Here is a 22,758-nt window from a genome sequence, read left to right as displayed (position 1 = left end):
AGCATAGGTGACAAGTCAAAGGCACTTTTGTGACAGATATATACCATTCGAATAATCTAAGCCGCGATATATGTCTATTGCAAAAACACCCCTTTGAATCATAGAGCAAACTAAGTACACTCATTCCACGTAGGACAGAAATAACGTTTAACTAAAAAGCGAAATGGAGACTGCAATGAGAAAATTAATGATGGCTACGGCTATTGGCGCTGCAACCCTTTTAAGTGCGTGTAGTGCAGAACATGGCACTACGCAGTGTACTACTGCACCTGAAGCTGAATGGCAGAACCAAGATGCGTTTCAGGCTCAGCTTTTAGCACAAGGCTACAAAATAAACGAGTTTAAAGTAACAGGCGGCAACTGCTACGAAATCTATGGTTTTGATAAAGAAGAAAACAAAGTAGAAATTTACTTTAACCCTGTTGATGGCAGCATTGTTAAGAAAGAAATGCACTAGGTGTGTTTTAGCAAACGGCTGATAGCTCGCTTGCTTTAATACTTGATAAAAACGCTGCAACCTATTGCAGCGTTTTTGTTTTACCTTAAGAAAGTTATGTAATGTACAGACCTAAAGATAAGCCTTCGGACATTTATATTTGGGATTGGGTGGTGCGCCTATGCCACTGGGGTCTTGTCGCTACCTTTGTGACCAACTATTTTATTGTAGAGCCAGGTCGCCTTTATCATGAAATAACCGGCTATATAGCGGTAGCATTTATATCCATACGGGTTGGCTGGGGCTTTTTGTCAGCCAAATTCGAAGCTAGTAACAAGGTTGCCACTAAATACGCAAGCTTTTCTAGCGTGTCATTGCATCGACAAGCCTTCGTCCAACATATACAACACGTAAAACAAAAGAAAATTCCCACTCACCATGGACACAACCCGTTCGGCTGGCTAATGATAATGGCCGTTATCACGCTACTGCTGGGTTTAGGTATTACCGGTTTTATGATGGAAGAAATAGATGCCATGTTCGGTAATAGTACGTTGGAATGGATACACAGCATTATGGCCGACATTCTCTACGCATGCGTGCTAGTACATGTAGCTGCCGTATTTGCTGTGCAATATAGGGGAAATATTCAATTAGTTCGTCCAATGCTTACAGGCTGGCGAAGGCGTTAAGCCCCTTTTCGAGTGAAAATGCACTGAAGCCATAAATGCACAAAGGCTATCGCTATTGCAGAAGCCAGCTCATGCTAACTGCTAGCTTTTTCCTGTTGCTCTGATTGCCTGCTGCCCGTTGTGTTTAAATCTACTCTCGTAATCAATTAGGCGTTTGATACCAATTAGGTACTAATGTTATTTAGCTATCTAAAGGACGCTTTGCTTCACGCACAGCTTTCGGATGCATTAATTTTTCTAAGCGAGCGAGGTAAGACGATATTTGCTGATGCTGTTTTTTATCGTTGGTCACAGAGTTATAAAGCCAGTGGTAGGCATCTTCATAATCGTAAGGGCTGCCGTGACCGTCTAAAAACAACTCGACCAAACGAATCTGCGCTTTTAGGTTTTTAAGTGCCGCGGCTTCTCGCAAGTACACCACCGCGCGTGCTTTATCCTGCTGTACCAGCGTGCCCTTTGCATAGTAACGTCCAAGCTGCTCAAGTGCCGCTGGCAAACCTTGATTCGCTGCGTCTTCCATATAACCAATTCCACGAGCGGGTTCAGCATCTACGCATACCCCCCACGCCAGCATATCGCCCCATAAAAATTGGTAGGCTGGAACTTTTAGCACATCGGCGCGAGCTTCGATGTCTTGAACAAGCTGACATCTGTCTTCTACCACTTTATCTAGGTGAGTATTCGCGTTAATCATGTCGATGAGCGCGTCTTGACTGTAAAGCTGAACGGCACGCAGTTCTTCTATCGTCTCACCTTCAAGCGCATGAGCAGAAAACCCCGCTACGGAGGCACAGATTAATAAAGCGGTAGATATAATTCGTTTCATAGCTAAGCAATAAATGTTGATAACGCAAACTTAGTTTAGTTATCGACCTATTATAGATTAACTTAACCAAGAGACGCTTTTCTTTACGTAAATAATCGCGAGCGGCCAAAGCCTATTTCACTTTAGCCTATCTGCTAAAAGATATAGCAAAAAACGTTCAGGCTAATGACTACTTTTTCGCGGGCACATGGCGGATTGGATATGACGGGCGTGGTCGGCTAAATCAATACCTAAATCAGTTAGGTAACCACCGTCTGGCTGGGTAATTAAGCCTTTCGAGTACAGCCTGGATGCTGCGTTCACCATGCTTTGACTGGCATCGTGATGAATTTTCAGCCCCTGAAGTAGACTGTCTGCAGGAAACTTCAGTAGCAAATTTAACTCGTCTAGCATGTCCTGATCGAATGAACTCATGTAACCACCTTAGGCAAAAAAAGGGTTATTAGGGTTTTAATGCACGCGCATTACTGCGGCGTGTTATCGCAAAGCACTAAAATAGAAGGGCTAAGTAAGAATACGCACGCCGTGCGCTATTGGCCCGTAATTGTTAAATTTAATAACATATTGCTATATCACACTTAAATGGCGCCACTGTAAAGGTTAATTTGTCTGTAGAACGTTTAATGTTGGTTTCACACCGCTTACTGATCGGACTTTGCACTAAAATGGTATATTCTTGCCATAAATAACGTGTGTGGATACGCCAAACAGATGAAGTACAAAGATTTACGCGACTTTATTCGCCAGCTTGAAGCAAAAGGCGAGTTAGTGCGCATTAGCCAGCCCATTGAGACCGACCTTGAAATGACAGAAATTGCCGATAGGACTTTGCGTGCTGGTGGCCCTGCGCTGTTGTTTGAAAACCCTAAAAACCACGATATGCCGGTACTGGCCAATTTATTTGGTACCCCCGAACGCGTAGCGATGGGCATGGGGCAAGACTCTGTTGAAGCGCTACGTGAAGTGGGCAAACTGCTGGCCTACTTAAAAGAGCCAGAGCCTCCAAAAGGGCTTAAAGATCTTTGGGAAAAGTTACCTGTGTTTAAACAGGTGCTGAACATGCCTGCTAAAGTGTTAAAAAAAGCCCCTTGTCAGGAAGTGGTGCTTACCGGTGACGATGTAGACTTATCAAAAATTCCGGTTCAGCGCTGTTGGCCGGGTGACGCTGCACCTTTGGTAACCTGGGGTTTGAGTGTTACTAAAGGACCACACAAAAAGCGCCAGAATTTGGGGATTTACCGTCAGCAAGTTATTGGCAAAAACAAACTCATTATGCGCTGGCTATCACACCGTGGTGGTGCGCTAGATTTTCGTGAGTGGTGTCAAACTCATCCGGGTGAACCCTACCCTGTATCTGTTGCGCTCGGTGCAGATCCCGCCACTATTTTGGGCGCGGTTACTCCTGTACCAGATACACTTTCAGAATATGCTTTTGCAGGCCTACTGCGCGGTGATAAAACCGAAGTGATTAAGTCAATTAGTAACGACCTACAAGTACCAGCCAGCGCTGAGATTGTACTTGAAGGCTATATTGCACAAGATGAAACTGCGCCTGAAGGCCCTTATGGCGATCACACCGGTTATTATAATGAAGTCGACGACTTCCCTGTGTTTACGGTAACGCATATAACCCATCGCAAAGATCCAATCTACCATTCAACCTATACAGGCCGTCCACCCGATGAACCAGCCATTTTAGGTGTTGCGCTAAACGAAGTGTTTGTACCAATTTTGCAAAAGCAGTTCCCTGAAATTGTCGACTTCTATTTGCCGCCAGAAGGTTGTTCTTATCGTATGGCGGTAGTTACCATGAAGAAACAGTACCCGGGTCACGCCAAACGAGTGATGATGGGCGTGTGGTCTTTTCTAAGACAGTTCATGTACACGAAATTTGTGATAGTGTGCGATGACGACGTTAACGCGCGCGACTGGAATGATGTTATCTGGGCTATCACTACCCGTATGGACCCAGCCCGCGACACGGTGATGATAGAAAATACGCCTATCGATTACTTGGACTTTGCGTCCCCGGTTTCAGGGCTAGGTTCGAAAATGGGCATGGACGCGACAAACAAGATGCCCGGCGAGACCGACCGTGAATGGGGCGTTCCCATTGTCATGGACGAAGACGTTAAAAAACGGGTTGATGATATTTGGGACAGTCTTGGTATTATGTAGCGACTATTTTTAGTGCTATTTATTTTGTATTGAGCATGCGCTTGTCTTAAAGCGCATAAAAAGGCGACACGCTAGCAAGAAGGTTTAAAGAGAATACATGTCAGAGATTAAGTGTAAGGTTGCAAGCATCACGCCTTTAACCGAAGTGGTACAAAAAGTTGAATTAACGCCAGAAAGCCCTGTTGAATTTAAGGCGGGTCAGTACGCTATGGTGGTAATGGGCGAAAAAGATATGCGCCCATTTTCTATTGCTAATGCCGCATTTGATAATGGCCGCATTGAATTACACATTGGCGCAGAGCCTGGCAACAGTTACGCAGGTGACGTGCTAGAGCGCATGCGTGCAGATGGCGAAATTACCGTAAATGTAGGTAGTGGCAATGCGTTTTTGCAAAGTAATGGCCTGCCTATGGTGCTTATTGCTGGTGGTACTGGCTTCTCGTATACCTACTCAATTCTGCAAGAGCATCTTAATAGCGGTGACAAAACACCACTTACCCTTTATTGGGGTGGAAAACACGCGGCTGATTTGTATTTAGCTGACAAGCTAACTGAACTCGCTGAAGCTAACGATCACTTCACTTTTGTGCCGGTTGTAGAGTTTGCATGTGACGAGTGGAAAGGCAGAACGGGCTGGGTGCATCACGCAGTCATGGCAGACCACGCTGACTTTGCGAACGTTCAAGTATATGTTGCCGGCCGCTTCGAAATGGCAAAAGTAGTGCGCGACGATTTTACTCAGCGCGGTTTAAAAGTTGAAAACCTATTCGGCGACGCGTTTGCCTTTATTTAAGCGCTAGCGTAAACCTCATATTGTGAAAGCCGGCGAATGCCGGTTTTTTCGTTCTTTGTTACAGATCGTTTTTTATACTCAGCGCCTTACTCCGCTTTTCAATCGCAATGACTTGCGATGACCAACCATTAAACAGGTTTACTCCAATTGTAGACAAGCCACGTATTGGTTATGGTGAAAAGATAATTACTGGAGAAAACAATGATAAAAAACCTATCCACACTCGCTAACATAAGCGCCATAATAAGAACAAATAGTCTGCTGGCCTCAGCCATATTGCTAAGTAGCACTGCATCTTTCGCTGCTCACGCACAAAGCGAACAGCAGCAAGCACTTTACGATATTGCTAAAAATGTCTCTGCCGAAAACATTGAAAAAGACATTACCAAGTTGGTGAACTTTGGTACACGCCATACTCTCTCTGAAACCGAGTCTGATACCCGCGGTATAGGCGCTGCGCGTCGCTGGATTAAATCTGAATTTGATAAAATTTCAGCTGAGTGCGGTGGTTGCTTAGAAGTGTACTACCAATCAGAAGTGATTAGTGGTGAGAAACGTATTCCAGACCCAGTGGAAGTGGTTAGCGTAATTGCGATTCAGCGTGGTAGTACTGATCCGGACCGCTATGTGATTATGTCTGGCGACATTGACTCACGAGTATCTGATGTCATGGATTTCACGTCTGACTCACCGGGTGCAAACGACAACGCCTCGGGTGTTGCCGGAACTCTTGAAGCGGCACGAGTATTATCAAAGTACAAGTTTAACGGCAGTATCGTGTATGCTGCACTATCTGGCGAAGAGCAAGGGCTTTTCGGCGGACGTATTATGGCAAACCAAGCCAAAAAAGACGGCTGGAGAATTAAAGCCGTGCTCAATAATGACATGATAGGCAACATCGAAGGGGTTAACGGTGTGATTAATAACACCACCGCTCGCTTATTTGCCGAAGGTACACGCGTAACCGAAACGGAAAAAGAAGCGCGAATGCGCCGTTTCACCGGGGGTGAAGTTGACTCACCAAGCCGGAACCTTGCCCGCTATATTGATAAAATCGCGGATAAATACATAGAGAATTTAGACACTATGGTGATTTATCGCCTAGACCGCTTTGGCCGTGGTGGTCACCATCGCCCGTTTAACGACTTGGGCTACCCAGGTATTCGTATTATGGAGACCAATGAAAACTACACCCGTCAACACCAAGATCTTCGCGTAGAAGACGGAATTGCCTATGGTGATACTTTAGATGGTGTTAACTTTGACTACGCGGCTAAGCTTACCGGGTTAAACGCTGTTTCTCTTGCAGCAATGGCGTGGGCACCGAACCCACCTGCAAACGTACAAATTGCCGGTGCAGTTCAGCCTTCAACCTTTTTAAAATGGGATGCACTAGATGCTGAAGAGAACCCTCAGCTTAAAGGATACAAAGTATATTGGCGTCATACTGATGCTCCGCAATGGGAATACAGTAAGTATGTGGGCAATGTGACCGAAGCCATGCTTGAGAACGTTGTTATCGACAACTACTTTTTTGGCGTTGCCAGCGTGAACAAAGACGGTGTTGAAAGCGTTGTGGTTTATCCAGGTCCTGCGGGAAGCTTTGGAGAATAAGCGTTTGTATTGAGCGCTTATATTGAGCGTACCTATACGCTTACTCATCCAATTACGTATCCAATCAAGTTCGTGACGTTAAGTGGGTAATGGAAACTGGCTTATCGTCACGAATGACTTTACTCAACAAAAGCCTGCCTAGACGTCAGCATGACACACAATCTATTGATGCCGCTTACATTTTGTTAATTTAAACCAATGCGGGTTTATTGGAATTAAATGACTAACTACATTACAGTGTAATAAATGCATGACGGCAGTTCGGAGTTCACCTTTGGTAAGATTCAGCGCGTTTTCGCTCTCTTTTTTCACTCGACGCCTTTCCCTGTTAGGTATAAGCCTAGCACTTTGTTTAGTTAACATTTCTCCTTTAAAAGCTGCCACAACGACTTTGGGTGCCGCTACCTTTGAAACTTATATAAGCGATGATGGTGAGCCTGCTCGAATTAATGCTTTGCTTGAAAAGGTGTTTGAAAAGGCGGAGTTGGATATTCAACTTCGGGTTATGCGACAAGCTTTTTTAGGTAGCTCTGTACTAACAGGGAAACTAGACGGTGAGTTTGCCTACGTAAATTTGGGCGAAGACAGCAGTAATTATTTTCTATCCGATATTTACTTACCTGTTTACCTTTACGCGGTAAGTAAGAAGGCAAACGTAGAAGACATAAAACTTTTTCCTCACTTAAAAGGCAATCGAGTTGCGATTGAAAACCGCTTTGCAAACACGCCCTCGTTCAGACTACTTAAAGATATAAAGTGGTCGCGCAACCCCACAACGTTTGATGCCTTTCGCCAACTTGCCGATGATAGAGCACCTTACTTGATTACTACCCAGCTTCTCACGCGAGAGCTAAACATACTGCTGGCGAACGATAACGAAGAAACTTTGCACTTTTCAGCAAAGCCTTTAGCCAAAACGGGGTTTCAAATAGCTATCAGTAAAAATGTTGCCAGTGCTGAGAGCATTATTGCAAAATTTAACCAAGCCATATCAACGTTACAAAATAACGGTGAACTTAATCAGCCTCTTGCATTGGCATGGCTAACGAAAGATGTGAATGGAGATGGCGTAGCCGACTATATTGGACATAGCAGCATAACTACAACTGCGGACTTATTAGACACAGTTTACTCGCTAGATGGTAAGCCTACCTCTGAAAGCAGCATGTTTTATGTTGATGGTAAGCAATATGTATCGTTAGAAGAGGCACGCGCAGTACTCTCAGCTAAAGAAAGCTTATCGGCCCGCGAGTCACTTTTAGATAAAAGTGTCTATGAACAGCTGCTTCGCCGCTGGTAGATAAATTTTGAAAGCCTAACAGATCCTAACTCGCTGTTGGGCATCAACGGAGCCTGATTTAAGACTCTATATTCAGGTTGTAGTCAATACAATGCCACGCAGTAGGCACTTATCCGCGCGCTGAAGGCTGACTAGACTTACAGGCGCGGTTTTCAGCTATTAGAGTGACGTTTCTGGCATATACATTTCCAAAATAGTCAGCAACTCTTCTCCGTCAACGGGTTTAGATACATAATTATTAAAGCCTGCTTTAAGGGCTTTAACGCGGTCTGATGTATAGGCGTATGCGGTAAGTGCCACAGCGTTGAGCTTCGCAATCTCGGGGATTTCGCTAGCTCTTATTTTTAACACTAGACCTAACCCATCCATTTCCGGCATGCCAATATCCGACAGTAATAGATCGAAAGCTTCGGGCATATCGTTTAGCTCTTTCCATGCGAGCAGCCCGTTTTTAACTACGTTGACGCGGGCACCGTTAGACTCTAAAAACAGCTTTATAAAGTCACGGGCGTCTTGCTCGTCTTCTGCTACCAAGATTCGTAAACCGCTTAAACGCAAAGACTCGGTTAAATCACTGATTTCGCTATTCTTGGTTTCGATAATGTCATCGTGCAAACTAAGAGGAGCAATAGGCAAAGATACAAAGAAAGTAGTCCCGGAATTTAGTCCATCGCTTTCGGCGCGAATTTCCCCGCCGTGCATTTCAACTAGGCTCTTTACAATAGATAAACCCAGCCCCAAGCCAAGTTTGTTATGAGAGTCTTTACCTTGGTAAAAGCGTTCAAAAACCCGGGCTATCTGATCTTGGGTCATTCCTTTACCGTTGTCTTTTACACGAAACAAGTAGTTAGAATGTTCCCTTCGCCCCCGCACATGTACGGTTCCACCTTTTGCTGTAAATTTAAGAGCGTTACTGAGCAGATTATTTATCACCTGCTTAATACGCAAATTATCACCCAGAATTTGAGTATGCTCATCTTCGCAATTGATTGAAAGTTGAATATTTTTACTGGCAAAGCCCGCTTCAAATGATTTAGCCACCTCAGAAATAGATGAAGCAATATTAAGTGAATGCGTGCTGAGCTTCATGGTGCCGGAGATAATGCGCGATAAATCTAAGATATCGTTAATTAACGCGGCCTGTGTAGACGCAGCGCGTTTGATAACGCCTAATGCATCGGACATTCTATCGACATTCGTCACATCCATCAGTGCTAAGTCCGTCCAACCTACGATAGAATTAAGGGGCGAACGAAGTTCATGGGAAATACTCGCCAAAAACTGATCTTTAGCTTTATCTAACTCTTCTAATTTACTAATTTGCTTATCGAGCGACGCTTTTAAGCTTAGCGCGTAAGGTATAAATAGGTGATCAAAACCTTCTATTATAAGCTGATCATCCTCGCTCCACTCTACCGACTCATCAGCAACACTTTGTAAGTACATATCAAAGGAATTACGAGGCGTTAGTACCTTACCAATATCTTTGTTTGCGGCCTCGCGGCCCGCCCATCGTATAGTTTTGTCTTTTTGCTCTCTAAACCAAACCGTGTAGTAACCAAGCTTGGCGGATACACAGGAAATATACATGCCGCGAATGCCATTAAGGTCACATTGTTCCGACACTTCTTCCGCCAACTTGCTAATAGCAATTGACTCTTCAGAGTTTGGAATGACGAATTTGTCAAGAAGGCGAGTTAATGTTTGTTCAGAGGGCGTTTTTCCTACTAAATACTTATCTACAGGGGTAATAACCGCCATACCACATGCATTGGCAACATCCAAAAGGCCTTTTTCTTTTTGGGTTATCGCCTCAAGCGGGTTAGCAAAGCCAGTAAGCTGGTGAATAATAGTGTTTAGCTTACGTTGGCGAATTTGAAACTGCTCTTTCTTTTCATGCAAGGCTTTAGTATGTAGCTGCCACGCATAGAGATGACCGAGGGATTCGCATACCAAACGCTTTTTTTGGTCGATATATTTAGGCTCGTTATTGTGACAAGCAAGTAACCCCCAAAGTTTACCTTCAAACACAAGGGACACTGAAAACGATGAACGTATACCCATGTTTTTAAGATAAGTAATATGAACCGGCGACACTGAACGAACCATAGACATGGATAAATCCAGTGGCGGTCGCTCTGCTTCTTGCACTGTTGGCTTTAAAGCAATAGGGTTTTGTTCTACGTCAAATACGCAACGTACGCGATTTTTTAAGTACAGAGCTCGGGCTTGGCTAGGAATATCAGATGCCGGAAATTTCAAACCTTTGAAAGAGCGTGAAGCTGGTAATTTTGCTTCGCCAATTACTTCTCCGCTATAGGTTTTATCGAACTGATAAACCATCACCGAATCAAACCCTATGTAGCGCTTGAATACGCCCGCAATGGCGTCTGCGACATCACCGATAGACTCGCACCCATCCACATCAGGAAGCAATGTGCGAATATCTACGTCCATCGGTACCCATTGTTGGGCAGCTTCATAGCTAAGCTGCGGGGTAGGCTCTAATTCAATAACAAGTAAACCGTTTGAATCGAACGCGACACCGCTCCCCTCTTTTTCCCAGTTGTCTAAATGAAGCGCGTTGTCGGCAAATTTCCATTGATACGCTCGGCGCGTGTCTCCGCCTTTTACGCTTTGATAAATACTTTGAAAAGTGGGAGCATCTTCGGAAGGGGTATCTATGAGCTCAGTGATGAGAGTTTCACCCGCAATGATACTGACTTTAAATAGCTCATTAATGTTTTCACTGAACACCTGAATTTTTTTAGTTTCAGGGTCTACCGCTATAACGTAACCAAAGCTTTGAACACTTTCGATTAGGTGAATAGCTTCATCTTCGCAGTTCTGAAGCGTCTTTATCTTTTTATCTGTAACGTGCTGCATTGCCTTGGCCGAGAAATTTTGAAAGCGAACTTTCATGAGGGTTTTAATTACACAACCACGATAACAACTTATTGCAACCAAAGCATGCAATATCGTTGAAACTTTCCTAATTAACTTTTATTAAATTATCAATAAAATTTAGCTTACAAAGCACTTTATTGTTGCCTTTTTTGATCCTACACAATAAACTTTCAATAATTTCTGAAACTTCTGGAAAATAAGAATGAAAATGACGCCTTTAATTACATCTGCAGTCATGCACTTCGGCGAAATGGGAAGCCGCTGGGGTTTTAATCGTACAGTAGGGCAAATTCTTGCGCTTATTGTATTAAACGAAGAGCCCATTTCGGCACAAGAGGTTGCCGATGCGCTCAATATCTCCAGAGGCAATACCAGTATGGGTTTAAAAGAGCTTCAATCATGGCGCCTAGTAAAACAACATCACGTTCCCGGCGAGAGAAAAGAATTCTTTATTCCCGCTGGCGATATCTGGACATTAGCAAACCGGGTTTTTGAAGAGCGCAGGAAGCGCGAAATAGACCCAACAATGAGCCTGCTTCGGGATCTGCTGCTCGATGCACCTGCTAATGAAAAGGAGGCGAACGCTCAGCATAAACTGAACGAAATTCATGATTTACTCGAATCAATTACTGCATGGTCTGAAGAGCTTCAAAATCTTGGACCTGAAAAGCTAAACACCTTGATGAAATTAGGTTCTGGCGTGGGCCGTATGCTTGAGCTTAAGGACAAGCTACTTCCGGGGAAAAACAGCGTTAACTAAGGGGGCTCTCTGTGGATGCATTCTTGCTGTCTCGTTTACAATTTGCGTTAAATATTAGTTTCCATATTTTATTTCCAACCATCACCATGGCGATGGGTTGGTTTCTTTTTTATTTTAAGCTGCGCTCTAACACCTCAGGTCACCCTGTTTGGATGCGCATGTATCGTTTTTGGGTCCGTGTATTTGCCCTAAGCTTTGCATTAGGCGTGGTTAGCGGCGTCACCATGTCATTTCAGTTCGGCACTAATTGGCCTGGATTCATGGAGAAAGTGGGTAACGTGGCCGGTCCGCTCTTAGGTTACGAGGTACTGACCGCTTTTTTCTTAGAAGCCACGTTCTTGGGGATCATGCTATTTGGGATACGCCGTGTTCCTAACTGGCTACATACAGCGTCCACCCTCATTGTCGCTCTTGGCACCACAACGTCTGCATTTTGGATATTAGCGCTTAATAGCTGGATGCAAACGCCACAAGGTTTTGAAGTAATTGATGGTGTGGTTTATGCCACGAATTGGAAAGAAATCATCTTTAACCCATCTTTCCCCTATCGCTTTGCTCATATGATGTTGGCGTCTGGATTAACCGCTAGCTTCCTTATTGCCGGTCTTTCAGCATACCGTATGCTAAAAGGTGACGATAAACTTGCCCCCAAACTAGCGCTTAAAACAGCTACCTACACGGCGGCCGTGCTAATTCCTTTGCAAATTTTTGCGGGTGACATGCACGGTTTAAATACCCTTGAGCATCAACCTCAAAAAGTGGCGGCGATGGAGGGTTTATGGGAAACCACTGAAGGTGCACCTTTATTGCTTTTTGCTATTCCAGATGAAGAAAGCAAAGAGAACCACTTTGAAATTCCCATTCCCTACGGTGCAAGTTTAATTCTTACCCATGAGCTCAAAGGAGAGATAAAAGGGCTTAATGAGTTTGAGGGAGAGCACCCACCTGTAGCCCCTGTTTTCTTCGGCTTCAGAGTCATGGTAGGTATGGGCATGCTAATGCTGGCTGTTTCATGGCTTGGTAGTCTTTACCTTATTCGCAAGAAAGAATTTCCTGTGTGGCTGAAACGCACGTTTGCAGGTATGGCATTTAGCGGCTGGATAGCAACGTTAGCAGGCTGGTACGTTACAGAAATAGGTCGACAGCCTTATTTAGTGAGTGGCGTATTGAGAACCGCTGATGCTGTTACCCAATTGCCACCGGCCAATATTGCTCTGTCGTTCACGCTTTACCTCGTCATTTACACGGTGCTCTTAATCGCATACATGGGAACGCTTATGTTGATGTGTAGAAAAGCAGTGGAAATCGAGGAAATAACGACGGAAGAACGCGAAGTAGCGAAGGCTAAGATGCAACCCTCTGAACCTGACCCAAGCACGGTATAAGGAGAGCGAACATGTTTGAAAATGTATCAGCAGAAATGCTTGGAAACATCTACGTCGGCTTACTTGGTTTATCTGTATTACTGTACGCTATTTTAGATGGCTATGACTTAGGTGTTGGCGTATTAATACCGCCAAGAAAAGAGGCTTTTCGCGACGATATGATAGCCTCTATTGGGCCTTACTGGGATGCCAATGAAACCTGGCTTGTGCTTGCCATAGGCTTGCTGCTTATCGCTTTCCCTGAAGCCCATAGCGAGTTTCTGCAAACTCTGTACTTACCTGCAACTTTCATGTTGTTAGGGCTTATTTTGCGCGGCGTGGCGTTCGATTTTCGCGCTAAAGTTGTGCAAGTGAAAAAGCGGAAATGGGATTTGGTATTTAAATACGGTTCGCTTTTAACTACGCTCGCGCAAGGTTACATGTTGGGCATTTACGTGACGGGCCTTCGCACTGATATTTGGGCTCAAGGCTTTGCTCTACTTGCGGCATTTGGAGTAACAGCGGCCTATGCATTTATTGGCTCATGCTGGTTAATACTCAAAGGCGAAGGAGAGCTTCAAGAAAAAGCATATTATTGGGCACGCCGAGGGTTGGTTGTACTGGCTGTGGGAATTACTGCAGTAAGTATCGCAAACTTAACCTTACACGATGATGTGCGAGACTTATGGCTATCAGCGCCCTGGGGCTATGTGCTATTCGCAATACCCGTAGCATGTTTTGCGCTTTTAGCCTTATGTGGCGTGTTGCTTAAAAAGCTGCCTGACGCTCAAGGTAAAGGTGAATGGCTTCCGTTCTTTATAGCCTTGCTTGTATTTTTACTTTGCTTTTGCGCATTTGGCATTAGCTACTACCCGTTTATTATACCTGGGCAGATGACGGTGATGGATGCGCTCAGTGACGCTAACTCCCTGCGCTTCTTGCTAGTCGGTGTAGTTATTGTTGTGCCTATCATTCTTGCTTATACGGCCATGGTATATAAAATTTTCTCCGGCAAGTCAGAGAAGCTTTCTTACTACTAGTATTCATTAATGGGATCCCAGCAGATCCTAATTGCTCAAAACAATAGTGAACATCATTGAAAGTCAGTGGTGTTCACTTTCTATTCAGCGCTATTATGAGCGCTTATACGTTGTTAGTTTTTGCTGCCTCCAACGCTCTCCTGCCCTGTAGCGTTTTCGGCGACGACTATAACCTGCTAGGAAACTCAATCTGAAAACCTTCGATCAAAATATGATCCTTTCTCTCGAACAATGTATACCAATGAATAGAGGGTGCTCAGTTGTACTTAGTCTATCCTTATCATGTGAACGAGATATCTAAATTGTTTAATGACAATTATTTTGTTGACATCAAAATGTAATATTACTATATTTTATTTGGGGCAATTTTTACTAGAAGGAGCCAATACTATGGAAAATGTATTCCATTCGTTCTCACGGTTCTTCAAACGCGCGCACCCCTATACAGTCGCTCATTACATCGGCCGTAAAAATGCGCAGCGTATCTTAGGATGTAAAATTAAAAAGAAATCCAAGATATTTGCCGACCAGCACGTTGAAGACCAAAATCATTAATTTATATGGGGCCCGTCAAACCGGCCCCATTTTTTTGGCGTATTAAATGTGGTTTAAAGGGACTGAGGTTGTGTACTTAATCTGTTCCATGGCAAAGCTAGACGTAACGTCTGAAAACTCTATACCGTTAACTAATCGCTTATAAAAGTGGTCGAAGCAATCCATATCGGTGACGAGGACTTTTAGCAGATAATCGTACTCGCCAGACATACGATAACATTCAACAACTTCATCAAATGACGCGGCGTGCTTGGCAAAGTTTGCCAGCCATTTCCCATCGTGCCTTCCTGCTTTCACTTGAACGAAAACCGTCATTGCAAGGCCTAGCTGCTTTGCTTGCAACAGCGCCACTCGTTTAGAAATTATGCCCTTATCTTCTAGCTTTTGAATGCGTCGCCAGCAGGGCGTGACCGTGAGCCCGACTTGCTCGGCGATTTCTGCAACAGGCGTATCAGCATTATTCTGAAGCATGGCCAAAATGGCTTTATCTATTGCGTCTATAACGCTCATTTTATCATTAGCCATAGTTGAATCTGGCCCTTCATCCCCAACACTTTCAGTTGTACATTTGTTTTGTTGCTCATGCTTTATTTAAAGCCACCAAGGCTTTGAAAAATCCACGTTTTCAGTGGCAATTTCATACTGATAGGGAGGTTTAAATAAGTCCCAAAATGCGTCGCGTAGGTCTTCATCCGCTATGTTAAGTTTACCCACATCACGATAGCGAGAGAGTAGTTCATTGTAAGCATCAATAGGCATTTGCGGATTAGACTGACGAAAAACGACACGACCGCCAAACTCTTCGAACATGGCTTTTTCTGCTTGGAATTGCATTACCTGCTTAACCGCTATTTCTTCGATAGGTTTAGATGAAGTTTCGCTAGATACCTGACTCTTAAACTTATCGATAAACTTATTTACTAGCGCTTGGTCAAGCGTAATACCTTTTTCCTTAACGTAATCCTCTAACACTAGTTCGAAAATTTTGTTAGACGCGTTTACATGGGCGACATATTCGAGCATTTCGGCGTAGTTATCTTTCGCCTGCTCTTTCATGTTTTGACGCTTTTCTTCACTGGGCATTACGTCTACTACTCGAATTTCGGTATTTAGCACTGTTGCCAAAACGTTCTCGCCAACGACTAGCCCATCTGCTTGGGCGGCATAAGTAGAGTTTGAACAAAGAAGAAGTAGTAAAGCAGCTAGTGTGGTTCGAATTATTGATGTGATGCGCATAAAGCACTCCCTGAAGGCGTATTCATCGTTATATCGAGTAAAGCATTAAACACCATGACTACGCAATACTGTGGCGTACTGATATTAGGAATATGCTGCGAGCATCAAATTTATTGGGGTGAACGAGTGCCTTTGTGATCTGGTGCGGTGTACACAAGAAACGGTAACGATAGTTACGCTGAAAACTGGCAATTGAAGAAAGCGCTATTCGTTAAAAGTGAGTTATACCAAAAACGTTATAGAATAAAAGCGTTATGCACTAAAATCCTAGTCAAGCATTTAGCGTGAGCGTGGGAAATGCAGACAATAGAAAGAAAAACGGCGGTCAAATGACCGCCGTTTTTGAATTCTTAGATAGCTTGCACGTTAGCAGCTTGAAGACCTTTTTGACCTTCTTCAACTTCAAATTCTACTCGCTGACCTTCTGGAAGCGTTTTGTAACCGTCAGAGATGATCGCACGGAAATGAACGAAAACGTCCTTGCCGCCGTTATCTTGAGTTAGGAAACCGTAACCTTTATCAGCGTTGAACCACTTAACTGTGCCTGTAACTTTAGACATGTCGTATAGACCTCAAATATCGTATTAAATTGCGCATAAGCGCGTGTAACAAAGTTCTTTAGAGTCTTTAAATTGGCGGAGTATTGGGTCTTACTTACGAATGGACAAACAACTTACAACAAATTACCGGGTAACTCGAGTGGTTTTACATATAGCAAATAATACAAAATCGCGTCTATTTAAAGACTTTGGCTTAGAGCCGTATCCACTATAACACTCTTCGGGACGATTACTATACAAATTAATTAATTAACTACGGATTTCATAAATATTTCACCCCAACGTAACAATAATCACAGTCCTTTTCGCCACGCCAAATACCAACAAATTGCGCCAATTACACCTGTACTTGCAGGGAAATACCAGGATAAGTCATAAATTGGCAATATTGCTGACATCAGTACAAAGGTTGCACCTACTAGGCTCAAATGAGTGGTCTGAGTTGTTTTCTTTTGCTCTTGAATCAGTGCCAAATGTGCCCTTTGCTGTTGCAATGGCAAGCGCTTCATTTGCTGTAAACTGTCGTACAGCAGGTCTGGCATTTCAGGGAGTTTTTCAGACCAGAAAGGTAAATTGTCTTTCACCTTTCCCATCATGGCGGTAAAGCCAATCTGCTCTTTCATCCAGTTTTCAAGAAATGGCTTGGCGGTTTTCCATAAGTCGAGCTGGGGGTAAAGCTGACGACCTAAACCTTCGATATACAGCAAGGTTTTTTGCAGTAACACTAGCTGCGGCTGCACCACCATATTGAAACGACGTGCCGTGTTAAATAGCTGTAGCAGCACATTACCAAAGGATATTTCTGCCAAAGGCTTTTGAAAAATAGGTTCGCATACTGTGCGAATGGCCATTTCGAACTCATCAATATTGGTATCTTGCGGCACCCAACCTGAGTCGGCGTGAAGTTGCGCCACTTTGCGATAGTCGCGATTAAAAAAGGCGATAAAGTTTTCGGCCAAATAGCGCTTATCTTCGCGATTAAGCGTACCAACAATGCCAAAATCGATTGCGATGTATTTTGGGTTTTCAGGATGTTCCGTAGATACAAAAATGTTGCCCGGATGCATATCAGCATGGAAAAAGCTATCCCGGAATACTTGGGTAAAGAAAACTTCAACCCCGCGTTCTGCTAACTTTTTCATGTTGGTGTTTTGGGTTAACAAAGCATCAATATTGGAAATAGGTAAGCCGTAAATACGCTCCATAACCAATACATTACTGCGACAATAATCGCTGTAGATCTTAGGTACGTATAAGGCGTCTGAGCCCTCAAAATTACGTCCTAGCTGGATACCGTTAGCTGACTCACGGAGCAGATCAAGCTCATCTACAATGGTTTTGCGGTATTCCACTACCACTTCTACAGGGCGTAAACGCTTGCCGTCTGGCAACCAACGCTGTAGGACATTTGCTAGGCTAAATAAAAGCTCCATATCCGCCACTATGGTATCGCGAATATCCGGCCTTAATACCTTTACTACAACATCTTCGTTATTGTGCTTTAACTTTGCCGCGTGAACTTGGGCGATAGAGGCCGACGCGAGTGGCGCGGTTTCAAATTCGCTAAACAACTCGTTCAGATCAGAGAGCCCTAGTGCCTGCCTGATGATGTCTTGCGCAGCCTCTGACGAGAAAGGTGGTACTTTGTCTTGTAAGCGGGCCAGCTCATTAGCAATAGCTGGGGGAAGCAGGTCGCGGCGTGTAGAAAGCATTTGACCAAACTTGATAAAGACTGGACCAAGATTTTGCAATGCAAGAGTAATGCGCTCGCCAGGAGATTTCCCTTTGTGCTTATTGCGCACCCAGAAAATGACATGGCGCATAATTCGCGCGTACCAGGGTAACCACTTTGCTGGAATAAGTTCATCTAAGCCGTGTTCCAACAATACCTTGTTAATTCGGTATAACCTAACAATACGCATTTATGAGCCTGTTTCTCTCAATCTTACTTAAATTTTTCTTCTAAACGGCGCAGTCGCGCATCGGCACTTTCTGCCCTGTCGCGAAGCGCATTCACTTCATCACTAAAGTGTATTACCGCAAGCTTATGTGCAGCCAGCTGTTTTTCTTCTACCACGGCATTGCCGAAGACCTTCGCCATAGACGCTAACGCCGCCATCGACTTCTCATGCACTGTTTTTACCGTTTTCACGGTTTGATGTGCGATGACGTCATTGGTCTTTTGAGCAATCAACTCTTCAATATCGATGTCGAGCTGCTGAAACAAAGCACTGACTTGCTGGGCAACGTTAAGCTCCCCTTCTAAAAAGAGTGCTTTTTGTTGAATAAGGCGGGTCAGCTGGCTGGTTTCTTTTAATTCAGGCAAAGTCTGTAGCGACGTTTTAATACAACAGTCTTTCGGCCCAAGGGAGGCGACGGCGTCTTCGAACGAGCCTTGCTCGCAGAGTACGTCTACTCGGTCAGAAAAAGACAAGGTGATACCGTAAGGCAGCGGCGAAATAAACGCGGTAAGTCTCGCGCCGTTAAGGGCTTTTAACCTTTTTTCGCTGTCTTCATCTAAAGACAGCAGTTTGTTTAGAGCCGTTTCAACCGTAGCGGTAACAAGCGCTGACGTAGGCATTAAAACTTGTAGCCTCTGTGCAGAGCCACAATACCACCGGTTAGATTCTGGTAATCACATTGTTCAAATCCAGCCTGTTCAAACATGCCTTTTAATGTTTCTTGATCAGGGTGCATGCGAATACTTTCAGCAAGATATTGGTAGCTTTCTGCATCATTCGCCACCAGCTGCCCCATTTTCGGCAAGATGTGGAAAGAATACATGTCGTAAAGCTTACTTAGCTGCTCTGACGTAGGCTTAGAAAACTCTAAAACCAGTAAGCGACCACCGGGTTTTAACACACGAAAAATAGAATTCAGTGCATTTTGCTTTTCCGTCACGTTTCGAAGACCAAATGCCATGGTCACCACATCGAAATGGTTGTCAGGAAACGGCAGCGCTTCTGCGTCGGCTTGTACATAATCAATATTGCTAACCAAACCGCGGTCACGCAATTTATCACGCCCCACCTTAAGCATAGACAAGTTAATATCAGCTAACGTGACGCGGCCTGTAGGGCCCACCAAACGCGAAAACTTAGCGGTTAAATCGCCAGTACCACCTGCAATATCCAGTACTTTATTACCCGCACGCACACCGCTGCAATCAATGGTAAATCGCTTCCATAAACGATGTACTCCCATTGACATAAAGTCGTTCATTACGTCGTACTTCGCAGCAACGGAATCAAAAACATTAGCAACCAAAGAGGCTTTTTGCCCTTTATCTACCTGCTTAAAACCGAAGTGTGTCGTATGCTCGCTAGCATTGTCGATTGCAGAGTCTGCTTGCGTAGCGGGAGTTTGATTGTCGCTCATGACAGTCCTGTAATTTGAATATTTTTATTAATGCCGAAGTGTATAGGATTGTGTGCTGAAGCAAAAGCTTTATGCCTGTCTGCCTCATATTGAAAGCCAAGTTGCTAGCTTTGCTTCTGCATTAGCCTGCGAGATGCACGCCTGCTTTTAATATACGCAAAGAAGCCCTAAATAGTCCTAATCCGTATTACGTTGTAAGATTATTCGTGCCCCAGCTAAATGCGACAATGGAACTGATTTCTTGCAGCGAACGGCCACTTTCTTTATGCCATTGGGCAAACGCTGAATTTGCTGCAGACAGCGACTTTTTCGATGTTAACCCGCCATCAATAACTTCGTTTTTTCGCAAGTAATCTTCAACGTCACGAGAGAACAAGAAAGTATCAATGCCTATTGCCCGAAGCATGTACGGGCCTGTATTTCCACCTAATCGCGCGCCGCGCTTTTTCAAAAACGCCCATAGTTCGGTGATGTTGTCTTTATCAAAGCTGGCGACAAACTTGCCAAAGCTACCGTGCTCCATAGCCACGTCTTTAATCATCATGGCGTTATCTCGCACAGTCATCACTTTTTTATAGTTGCGAACAATGCGCTTATCCGACGCTTTTTGTTCTAGCATCTCATCTGGCATCAGCAACACTTTATCCACGTTGAAACCGAAAAATACGGTTTCAAAATCTGGCCATTTTTGCTCGATGACTCGCCATACAAAGCCAGATTTGAAAACTTGCTTAGTCATAGCTGCTAAAAAGCGATCATCACTAATGGCTTCAGTTTGCGCTTTAGAAAGCGGAGCTTGAAGCATTGCCTCAAGCTCCCTCTCACCGCCTTTGCGCTCGCACGCACGGCGGTATATAGATTGGAAAGACTCTAACTTCGACTCTTTCATGTATGCCTAGCCCTTTATACCGCTATGACGAAGCAAAGCGTCAACCTTCGGCTCGCGCCCTCTGAAGGCAACAAATAAATCCATAGGAGGCTTGCTGCCGCCCATTTCTAGAATGTTTTCTAAAAAGGCTTTGCCTGTGTCGCGATTGAAGATGCCATCTTCTTCAAACTTACTGTAGGCATCGGCAGAAAGAACCTCAGCCCACTTATAGCTGTAGTAACCCGCTGCGTAGCCACCAGCAAATATGTGACCAAAGCCGTTTTGGAAACGGTTAAACGATGGAGGAATAACTACGGCAACTTCTTCACGCACTTTATCCAATGTGCCCTGTACGTCTACCTCGCTGCCCTTTTCGCTATGCAGTAAGAAATCAAAAAGACTAAATTCAAGCTGACGTACCATCTGCATAGCAGACTGGTAATCCCGAGCGGCAAGCATGCGATCGAGTAAATCAGCTGGAAGCGGCTCTCCAGTCTCATAATGACCAGAAATAAAGTTTAGAGCGTCTTCTTCCCAACACCAGTTCTCTAAGAACTGACTTGGTAGTTCAACAGCATCCCAAGGCACACCGTTAATGCCAGATACGCCAGCCACACTCATTTTTGTAAGCATGTGATGGATGCCATGACCAAACTCATGGAAAAGGGTGACGACTTCATCGTGAGTAAACAGCGCAGGCTTATCGCCAACAGGGGCATTGAAGTTACAGGTCAGGTACGCCACTGGTAGCTGTAGCTCGCCGTCTATCATTTCACGTCGTACTCGGCATTCATCCATCCATGCCCCGCCACGTTTTTTAGCACGGGCGTACAGATCTAAGTAAAAGCTGCCACGCAATGCGTCAGCATCGTCGGTTATAGTGAAATAACGTACATCTTTATGCCAGGTATCGATGCCAGGCTGCTCAATGATTTTCAAGCCATATAAGCGATGCACTACTTCAAAAAGACCTGATAGCACTTTGTCTTCAGGGAAATAAGGGCGCAGCATTTCATCAGAAATGGTGTACTTTTCTTGCTTCAACTTTTCGCTGTAATACGGTAAATCCCATGCTGCTAATTCGGTAACACCATGTTTGTCTTTGGCGTACGTTCTTACTTCTTCAAGCTCTTTTTCCGCCTGAGGTTTAGACTTAGCCGCCAAGTCGCGTAAGAAACCTATTACCTGATCGGTAGAGTCTGCCATCTTGGTAGCCAGTGAACGCTCTGCATAGCTAGCAAACCCTAACAATTCAGCGAGCTCTGTGCGCAGCGTTAAGGTCTCTTTAATAATGTCGGTGTTATCCCACTTACCCGCATTCGGACCTTGGTCAGACGCTTTTGTGGCATACGCACGATACATTTCTTCGCGTAGCTCACGATTATCCGCGTACAGCATAACAGGCAAATAAGACGGAATGTCTAGGGTAAATAACCATCCCTGCAAGTCTTTTTGATGCGCAGCTTGCGCTGCCGCTTCAAGTGCTGACTCTGGCATACCTGCAAGCTCAGTTTCATCGGTAATGTGTTTGGTCCAGCCCATGGTGGCGTCCATCACATTGTTTGAGAAGGTTGACGATAACTCACTAAGCTTTGCCTGGATTTCTGCAAAACGTTTCTTTTGTTGTGCAGGCAAGGCAACACCTGAAAGCGTAAAGTCGCGTACCGCGTTCTCAATGACTTTTTGTTGTTCTTCGCTCAGGGTGTCAAACTCGTCAGACGCTTTTAGTGAGGCATAAGCATTATAAAGGCCTTCGTGCTGGCCTACCCAAGTACCGTATTCAGATAAAAGCGGCAAACACGCATCATGCGCCTCTCGCAATTCATCGCTGCTTACTACGCTGTTCATATGAGACACAGGTGAGAACATTTTACTTAAGCGGTCGTCTACCTCTTCAAGGCGTAATACTAAATTCTTGTAAGAGTAATCATTCGACGCTACCACTTCTTCTATTTCACTTTTACAAGCTTCAATGGCTTTTTCAATAGCTGGCTTTATAGAGGCAGGCTCAATAGCAGAAAAAATTGGTAGGCCGTCTACCATCTCGATTGCAGGGGTTGTCATAATCTTTTTCACTCTTAACACGTTGATAGAATAATGATGGGGTTTCGTTGACTAAAAGCAAGCTATTGTTTAAGCCGCAGTTGACCTATCTTGAAGTTACTTCTAGTTTGAAAGTAAGGATCACGAAGATTTGTTGAGGTTAGTGTGCTTGAAGCGTACCTTAAATAAATATAAATAAAGTTGTTAG

General features: G+C 44.3%; 21 protein-coding genes. 10 read left to right on the top strand and 11 right to left on the bottom strand.

What is annotated here, in order from left to right; all coding sequences use genetic code 11:
- Window positions 1–175: 175 nt before the first annotated feature.
- Window positions 176–457 (top strand): PepSY domain-containing protein, encoded by a 282-nt coding sequence (locus ACYX4N_RS03920; protein WP_476055668.1) that lies wholly within the window; start codon window positions 176–178, stop codon window positions 455–457.
- A gap of 101 nt (window positions 458–558) precedes the next feature.
- Window positions 559–1,128 carry a cytochrome b/b6 domain-containing protein gene (locus ACYX4N_RS03915; protein WP_476055667.1) on the top strand — a complete coding sequence of 190 codons (570 nt, stop codon included), beginning with the start codon at window positions 559–561 and terminating at the stop codon, window positions 1,126–1,128.
- A 181-nt stretch (window positions 1,129–1,309) separates the two neighbouring features.
- On the opposite strand, the gene ACYX4N_RS03910 is transcribed toward ACYX4N_RS03915, so the two are convergent.
- Window positions 1,310–1,954 carry a tetratricopeptide repeat protein gene (locus ACYX4N_RS03910; protein WP_476055666.1) on the bottom strand — a complete coding sequence of 215 codons (645 nt, stop codon included), beginning with the start codon at window positions 1,952–1,954 and terminating at the stop codon, window positions 1,310–1,312.
- Window positions 1,955–2,116: 162 nt separating this feature from the next.
- Window positions 2,117–2,368, bottom strand: coding sequence for a TIGR02647 family protein (locus tag ACYX4N_RS03905; protein WP_118491853.1), 252 nt, complete (start codon window positions 2,366–2,368; stop codon window positions 2,117–2,119).
- Between the two features lie 297 nt (window positions 2,369–2,665).
- Between ACYX4N_RS03905 and ubiD the strand changes: the two genes are divergently transcribed.
- From ubiD to ACYX4N_RS03885, 4 genes are all read left to right on the top strand, one after another.
- Window positions 2,666–4,132, top strand: a complete 1,467-nt coding sequence (gene ubiD, locus ACYX4N_RS03900) for a 4-hydroxy-3-polyprenylbenzoate decarboxylase (protein ID WP_476055665.1) — start codon at window positions 2,666–2,668, stop codon at window positions 4,130–4,132.
- A 97-nt stretch (window positions 4,133–4,229) separates the two neighbouring features.
- Window positions 4,230–4,925 carry an NAD(P)H-flavin reductase gene (gene fre / locus ACYX4N_RS03895; protein ID WP_476055664.1) on the top strand — a complete coding sequence of 232 codons (696 nt, stop codon included), beginning with the start codon at window positions 4,230–4,232 and terminating at the stop codon, window positions 4,923–4,925.
- A gap of 201 nt (window positions 4,926–5,126) precedes the next feature.
- On the top strand, window positions 5,127–6,539 hold the full coding sequence (locus ACYX4N_RS03890) for a M28 family metallopeptidase (RefSeq protein WP_476055663.1): 1,413 nt from the start codon (window positions 5,127–5,129) through the stop codon (window positions 6,537–6,539).
- Between the two features lie 274 nt (window positions 6,540–6,813).
- The gene (locus ACYX4N_RS03885; RefSeq protein ID WP_476055662.1) at window positions 6,814–7,839 is read left to right on the top strand and encodes a substrate-binding periplasmic protein; all 1,026 of its coding nucleotides are present in this window, start codon (window positions 6,814–6,816) and stop codon (window positions 7,837–7,839) included.
- Window positions 7,840–7,998: 159 nt separating this feature from the next.
- Here ACYX4N_RS03885 and ACYX4N_RS03880 read toward each other — a convergent pair whose 3' ends face one another.
- Entirely contained in the window at window positions 7,999–10,725 is a 2,727-nt protein-coding gene (locus ACYX4N_RS03880) for an ATP-binding protein (protein WP_476055661.1), read from the bottom strand.
- 223 nt (window positions 10,726–10,948) lie between these two features.
- On the opposite strand from ACYX4N_RS03880, the gene ACYX4N_RS03875 reads away from it, so the two are divergent.
- From ACYX4N_RS03875 to ACYX4N_RS03860, 4 genes are all read left to right on the top strand, one after another.
- Window positions 10,949–11,506 (top strand): GbsR/MarR family transcriptional regulator, encoded by a 558-nt coding sequence (locus ACYX4N_RS03875; RefSeq protein ID WP_136783374.1) that lies wholly within the window; start codon window positions 10,949–10,951, stop codon window positions 11,504–11,506.
- Window positions 11,507–11,517: 11 nt separating this feature from the next.
- A complete protein-coding gene (locus ACYX4N_RS03870) occupies window positions 11,518–12,891 on the top strand; it encodes a cytochrome ubiquinol oxidase subunit I (RefSeq protein WP_474856453.1) in 1,374 nt (457 codons plus the stop codon).
- A gap of 11 nt (window positions 12,892–12,902) precedes the next feature.
- On the top strand, window positions 12,903–13,910 hold the full coding sequence (locus ACYX4N_RS03865; protein ID WP_474856454.1) for a cytochrome d ubiquinol oxidase subunit II: 1,008 nt from the start codon (window positions 12,903–12,905) through the stop codon (window positions 13,908–13,910).
- A 390-nt stretch (window positions 13,911–14,300) separates the two neighbouring features.
- Window positions 14,301–14,465: a hypothetical protein gene (locus ACYX4N_RS03860; protein ID WP_014950935.1), complete on the top strand. Its 165-nt coding sequence runs from the start codon at window positions 14,301–14,303 to the stop codon at window positions 14,463–14,465.
- A gap of 42 nt (window positions 14,466–14,507) precedes the next feature.
- Here ACYX4N_RS03860 and ACYX4N_RS03855 read toward each other — a convergent pair whose 3' ends face one another.
- The 8 genes from ACYX4N_RS03855 to prlC all read right to left on the bottom strand — a co-directional run bounded on the left by ACYX4N_RS03855 (window position 14,508) and on the right by prlC (window position 22,571).
- Window positions 14,508–14,990, bottom strand: coding sequence for an Lrp/AsnC family transcriptional regulator (locus ACYX4N_RS03855; protein WP_476055660.1), 483 nt, complete (start codon window positions 14,988–14,990; stop codon window positions 14,508–14,510).
- Between the two features lie 66 nt (window positions 14,991–15,056).
- The gene (locus ACYX4N_RS03850; protein WP_476055659.1) at window positions 15,057–15,701 is read right to left on the bottom strand and encodes a hypothetical protein; all 645 of its coding nucleotides are present in this window, start codon (window positions 15,699–15,701) and stop codon (window positions 15,057–15,059) included.
- Between the two features lie 350 nt (window positions 15,702–16,051).
- Window positions 16,052–16,261, bottom strand: coding sequence for a transcription antiterminator/RNA stability regulator CspE (gene cspE, locus ACYX4N_RS03845; RefSeq protein ID WP_012519905.1), 210 nt, complete (start codon window positions 16,259–16,261; stop codon window positions 16,052–16,054).
- Window positions 16,262–16,554: 293 nt separating this feature from the next.
- The gene (gene ubiB, locus ACYX4N_RS03840; protein ID WP_476055658.1) at window positions 16,555–18,183 is read right to left on the bottom strand and encodes a ubiquinone biosynthesis regulatory protein kinase UbiB; all 1,629 of its coding nucleotides are present in this window, start codon (window positions 18,181–18,183) and stop codon (window positions 16,555–16,557) included.
- A gap of 23 nt (window positions 18,184–18,206) precedes the next feature.
- Window positions 18,207–18,842, bottom strand: coding sequence for a ubiquinone biosynthesis accessory factor UbiJ (locus ACYX4N_RS03835; RefSeq protein WP_476055657.1), 636 nt, complete (start codon window positions 18,840–18,842; stop codon window positions 18,207–18,209).
- Window positions 18,842–19,639 (bottom strand): bifunctional demethylmenaquinone methyltransferase/2-methoxy-6-polyprenyl-1,4-benzoquinol methylase UbiE, encoded by a 798-nt coding sequence (gene ubiE, locus ACYX4N_RS03830; RefSeq protein WP_269918560.1) that lies wholly within the window; start codon window positions 19,637–19,639, stop codon window positions 18,842–18,844. Before ubiE ends, ACYX4N_RS03835 begins: the two co-directional genes overlap by 1 nt.
- 187 nt (window positions 19,640–19,826) lie before the next feature.
- Window positions 19,827–20,528 carry a DNA-3-methyladenine glycosylase I gene (locus tag ACYX4N_RS03825; protein WP_476055656.1) on the bottom strand — a complete coding sequence of 234 codons (702 nt, stop codon included), beginning with the start codon at window positions 20,526–20,528 and terminating at the stop codon, window positions 19,827–19,829.
- 6 nt (window positions 20,529–20,534) lie between these two features.
- Window positions 20,535–22,571: an oligopeptidase A gene (prlC, locus tag ACYX4N_RS03820; RefSeq protein WP_474856460.1), complete on the bottom strand. Its 2,037-nt coding sequence runs from the start codon at window positions 22,569–22,571 to the stop codon at window positions 20,535–20,537.
- Between the last annotated feature and the right edge of the window lie 187 nt (window positions 22,572–22,758).

The organism is Alteromonas sp. ABH4_452 (assembly GCF_056311825.1).
This window is presented reverse-complemented; position numbering and strand designations above follow the sequence as displayed.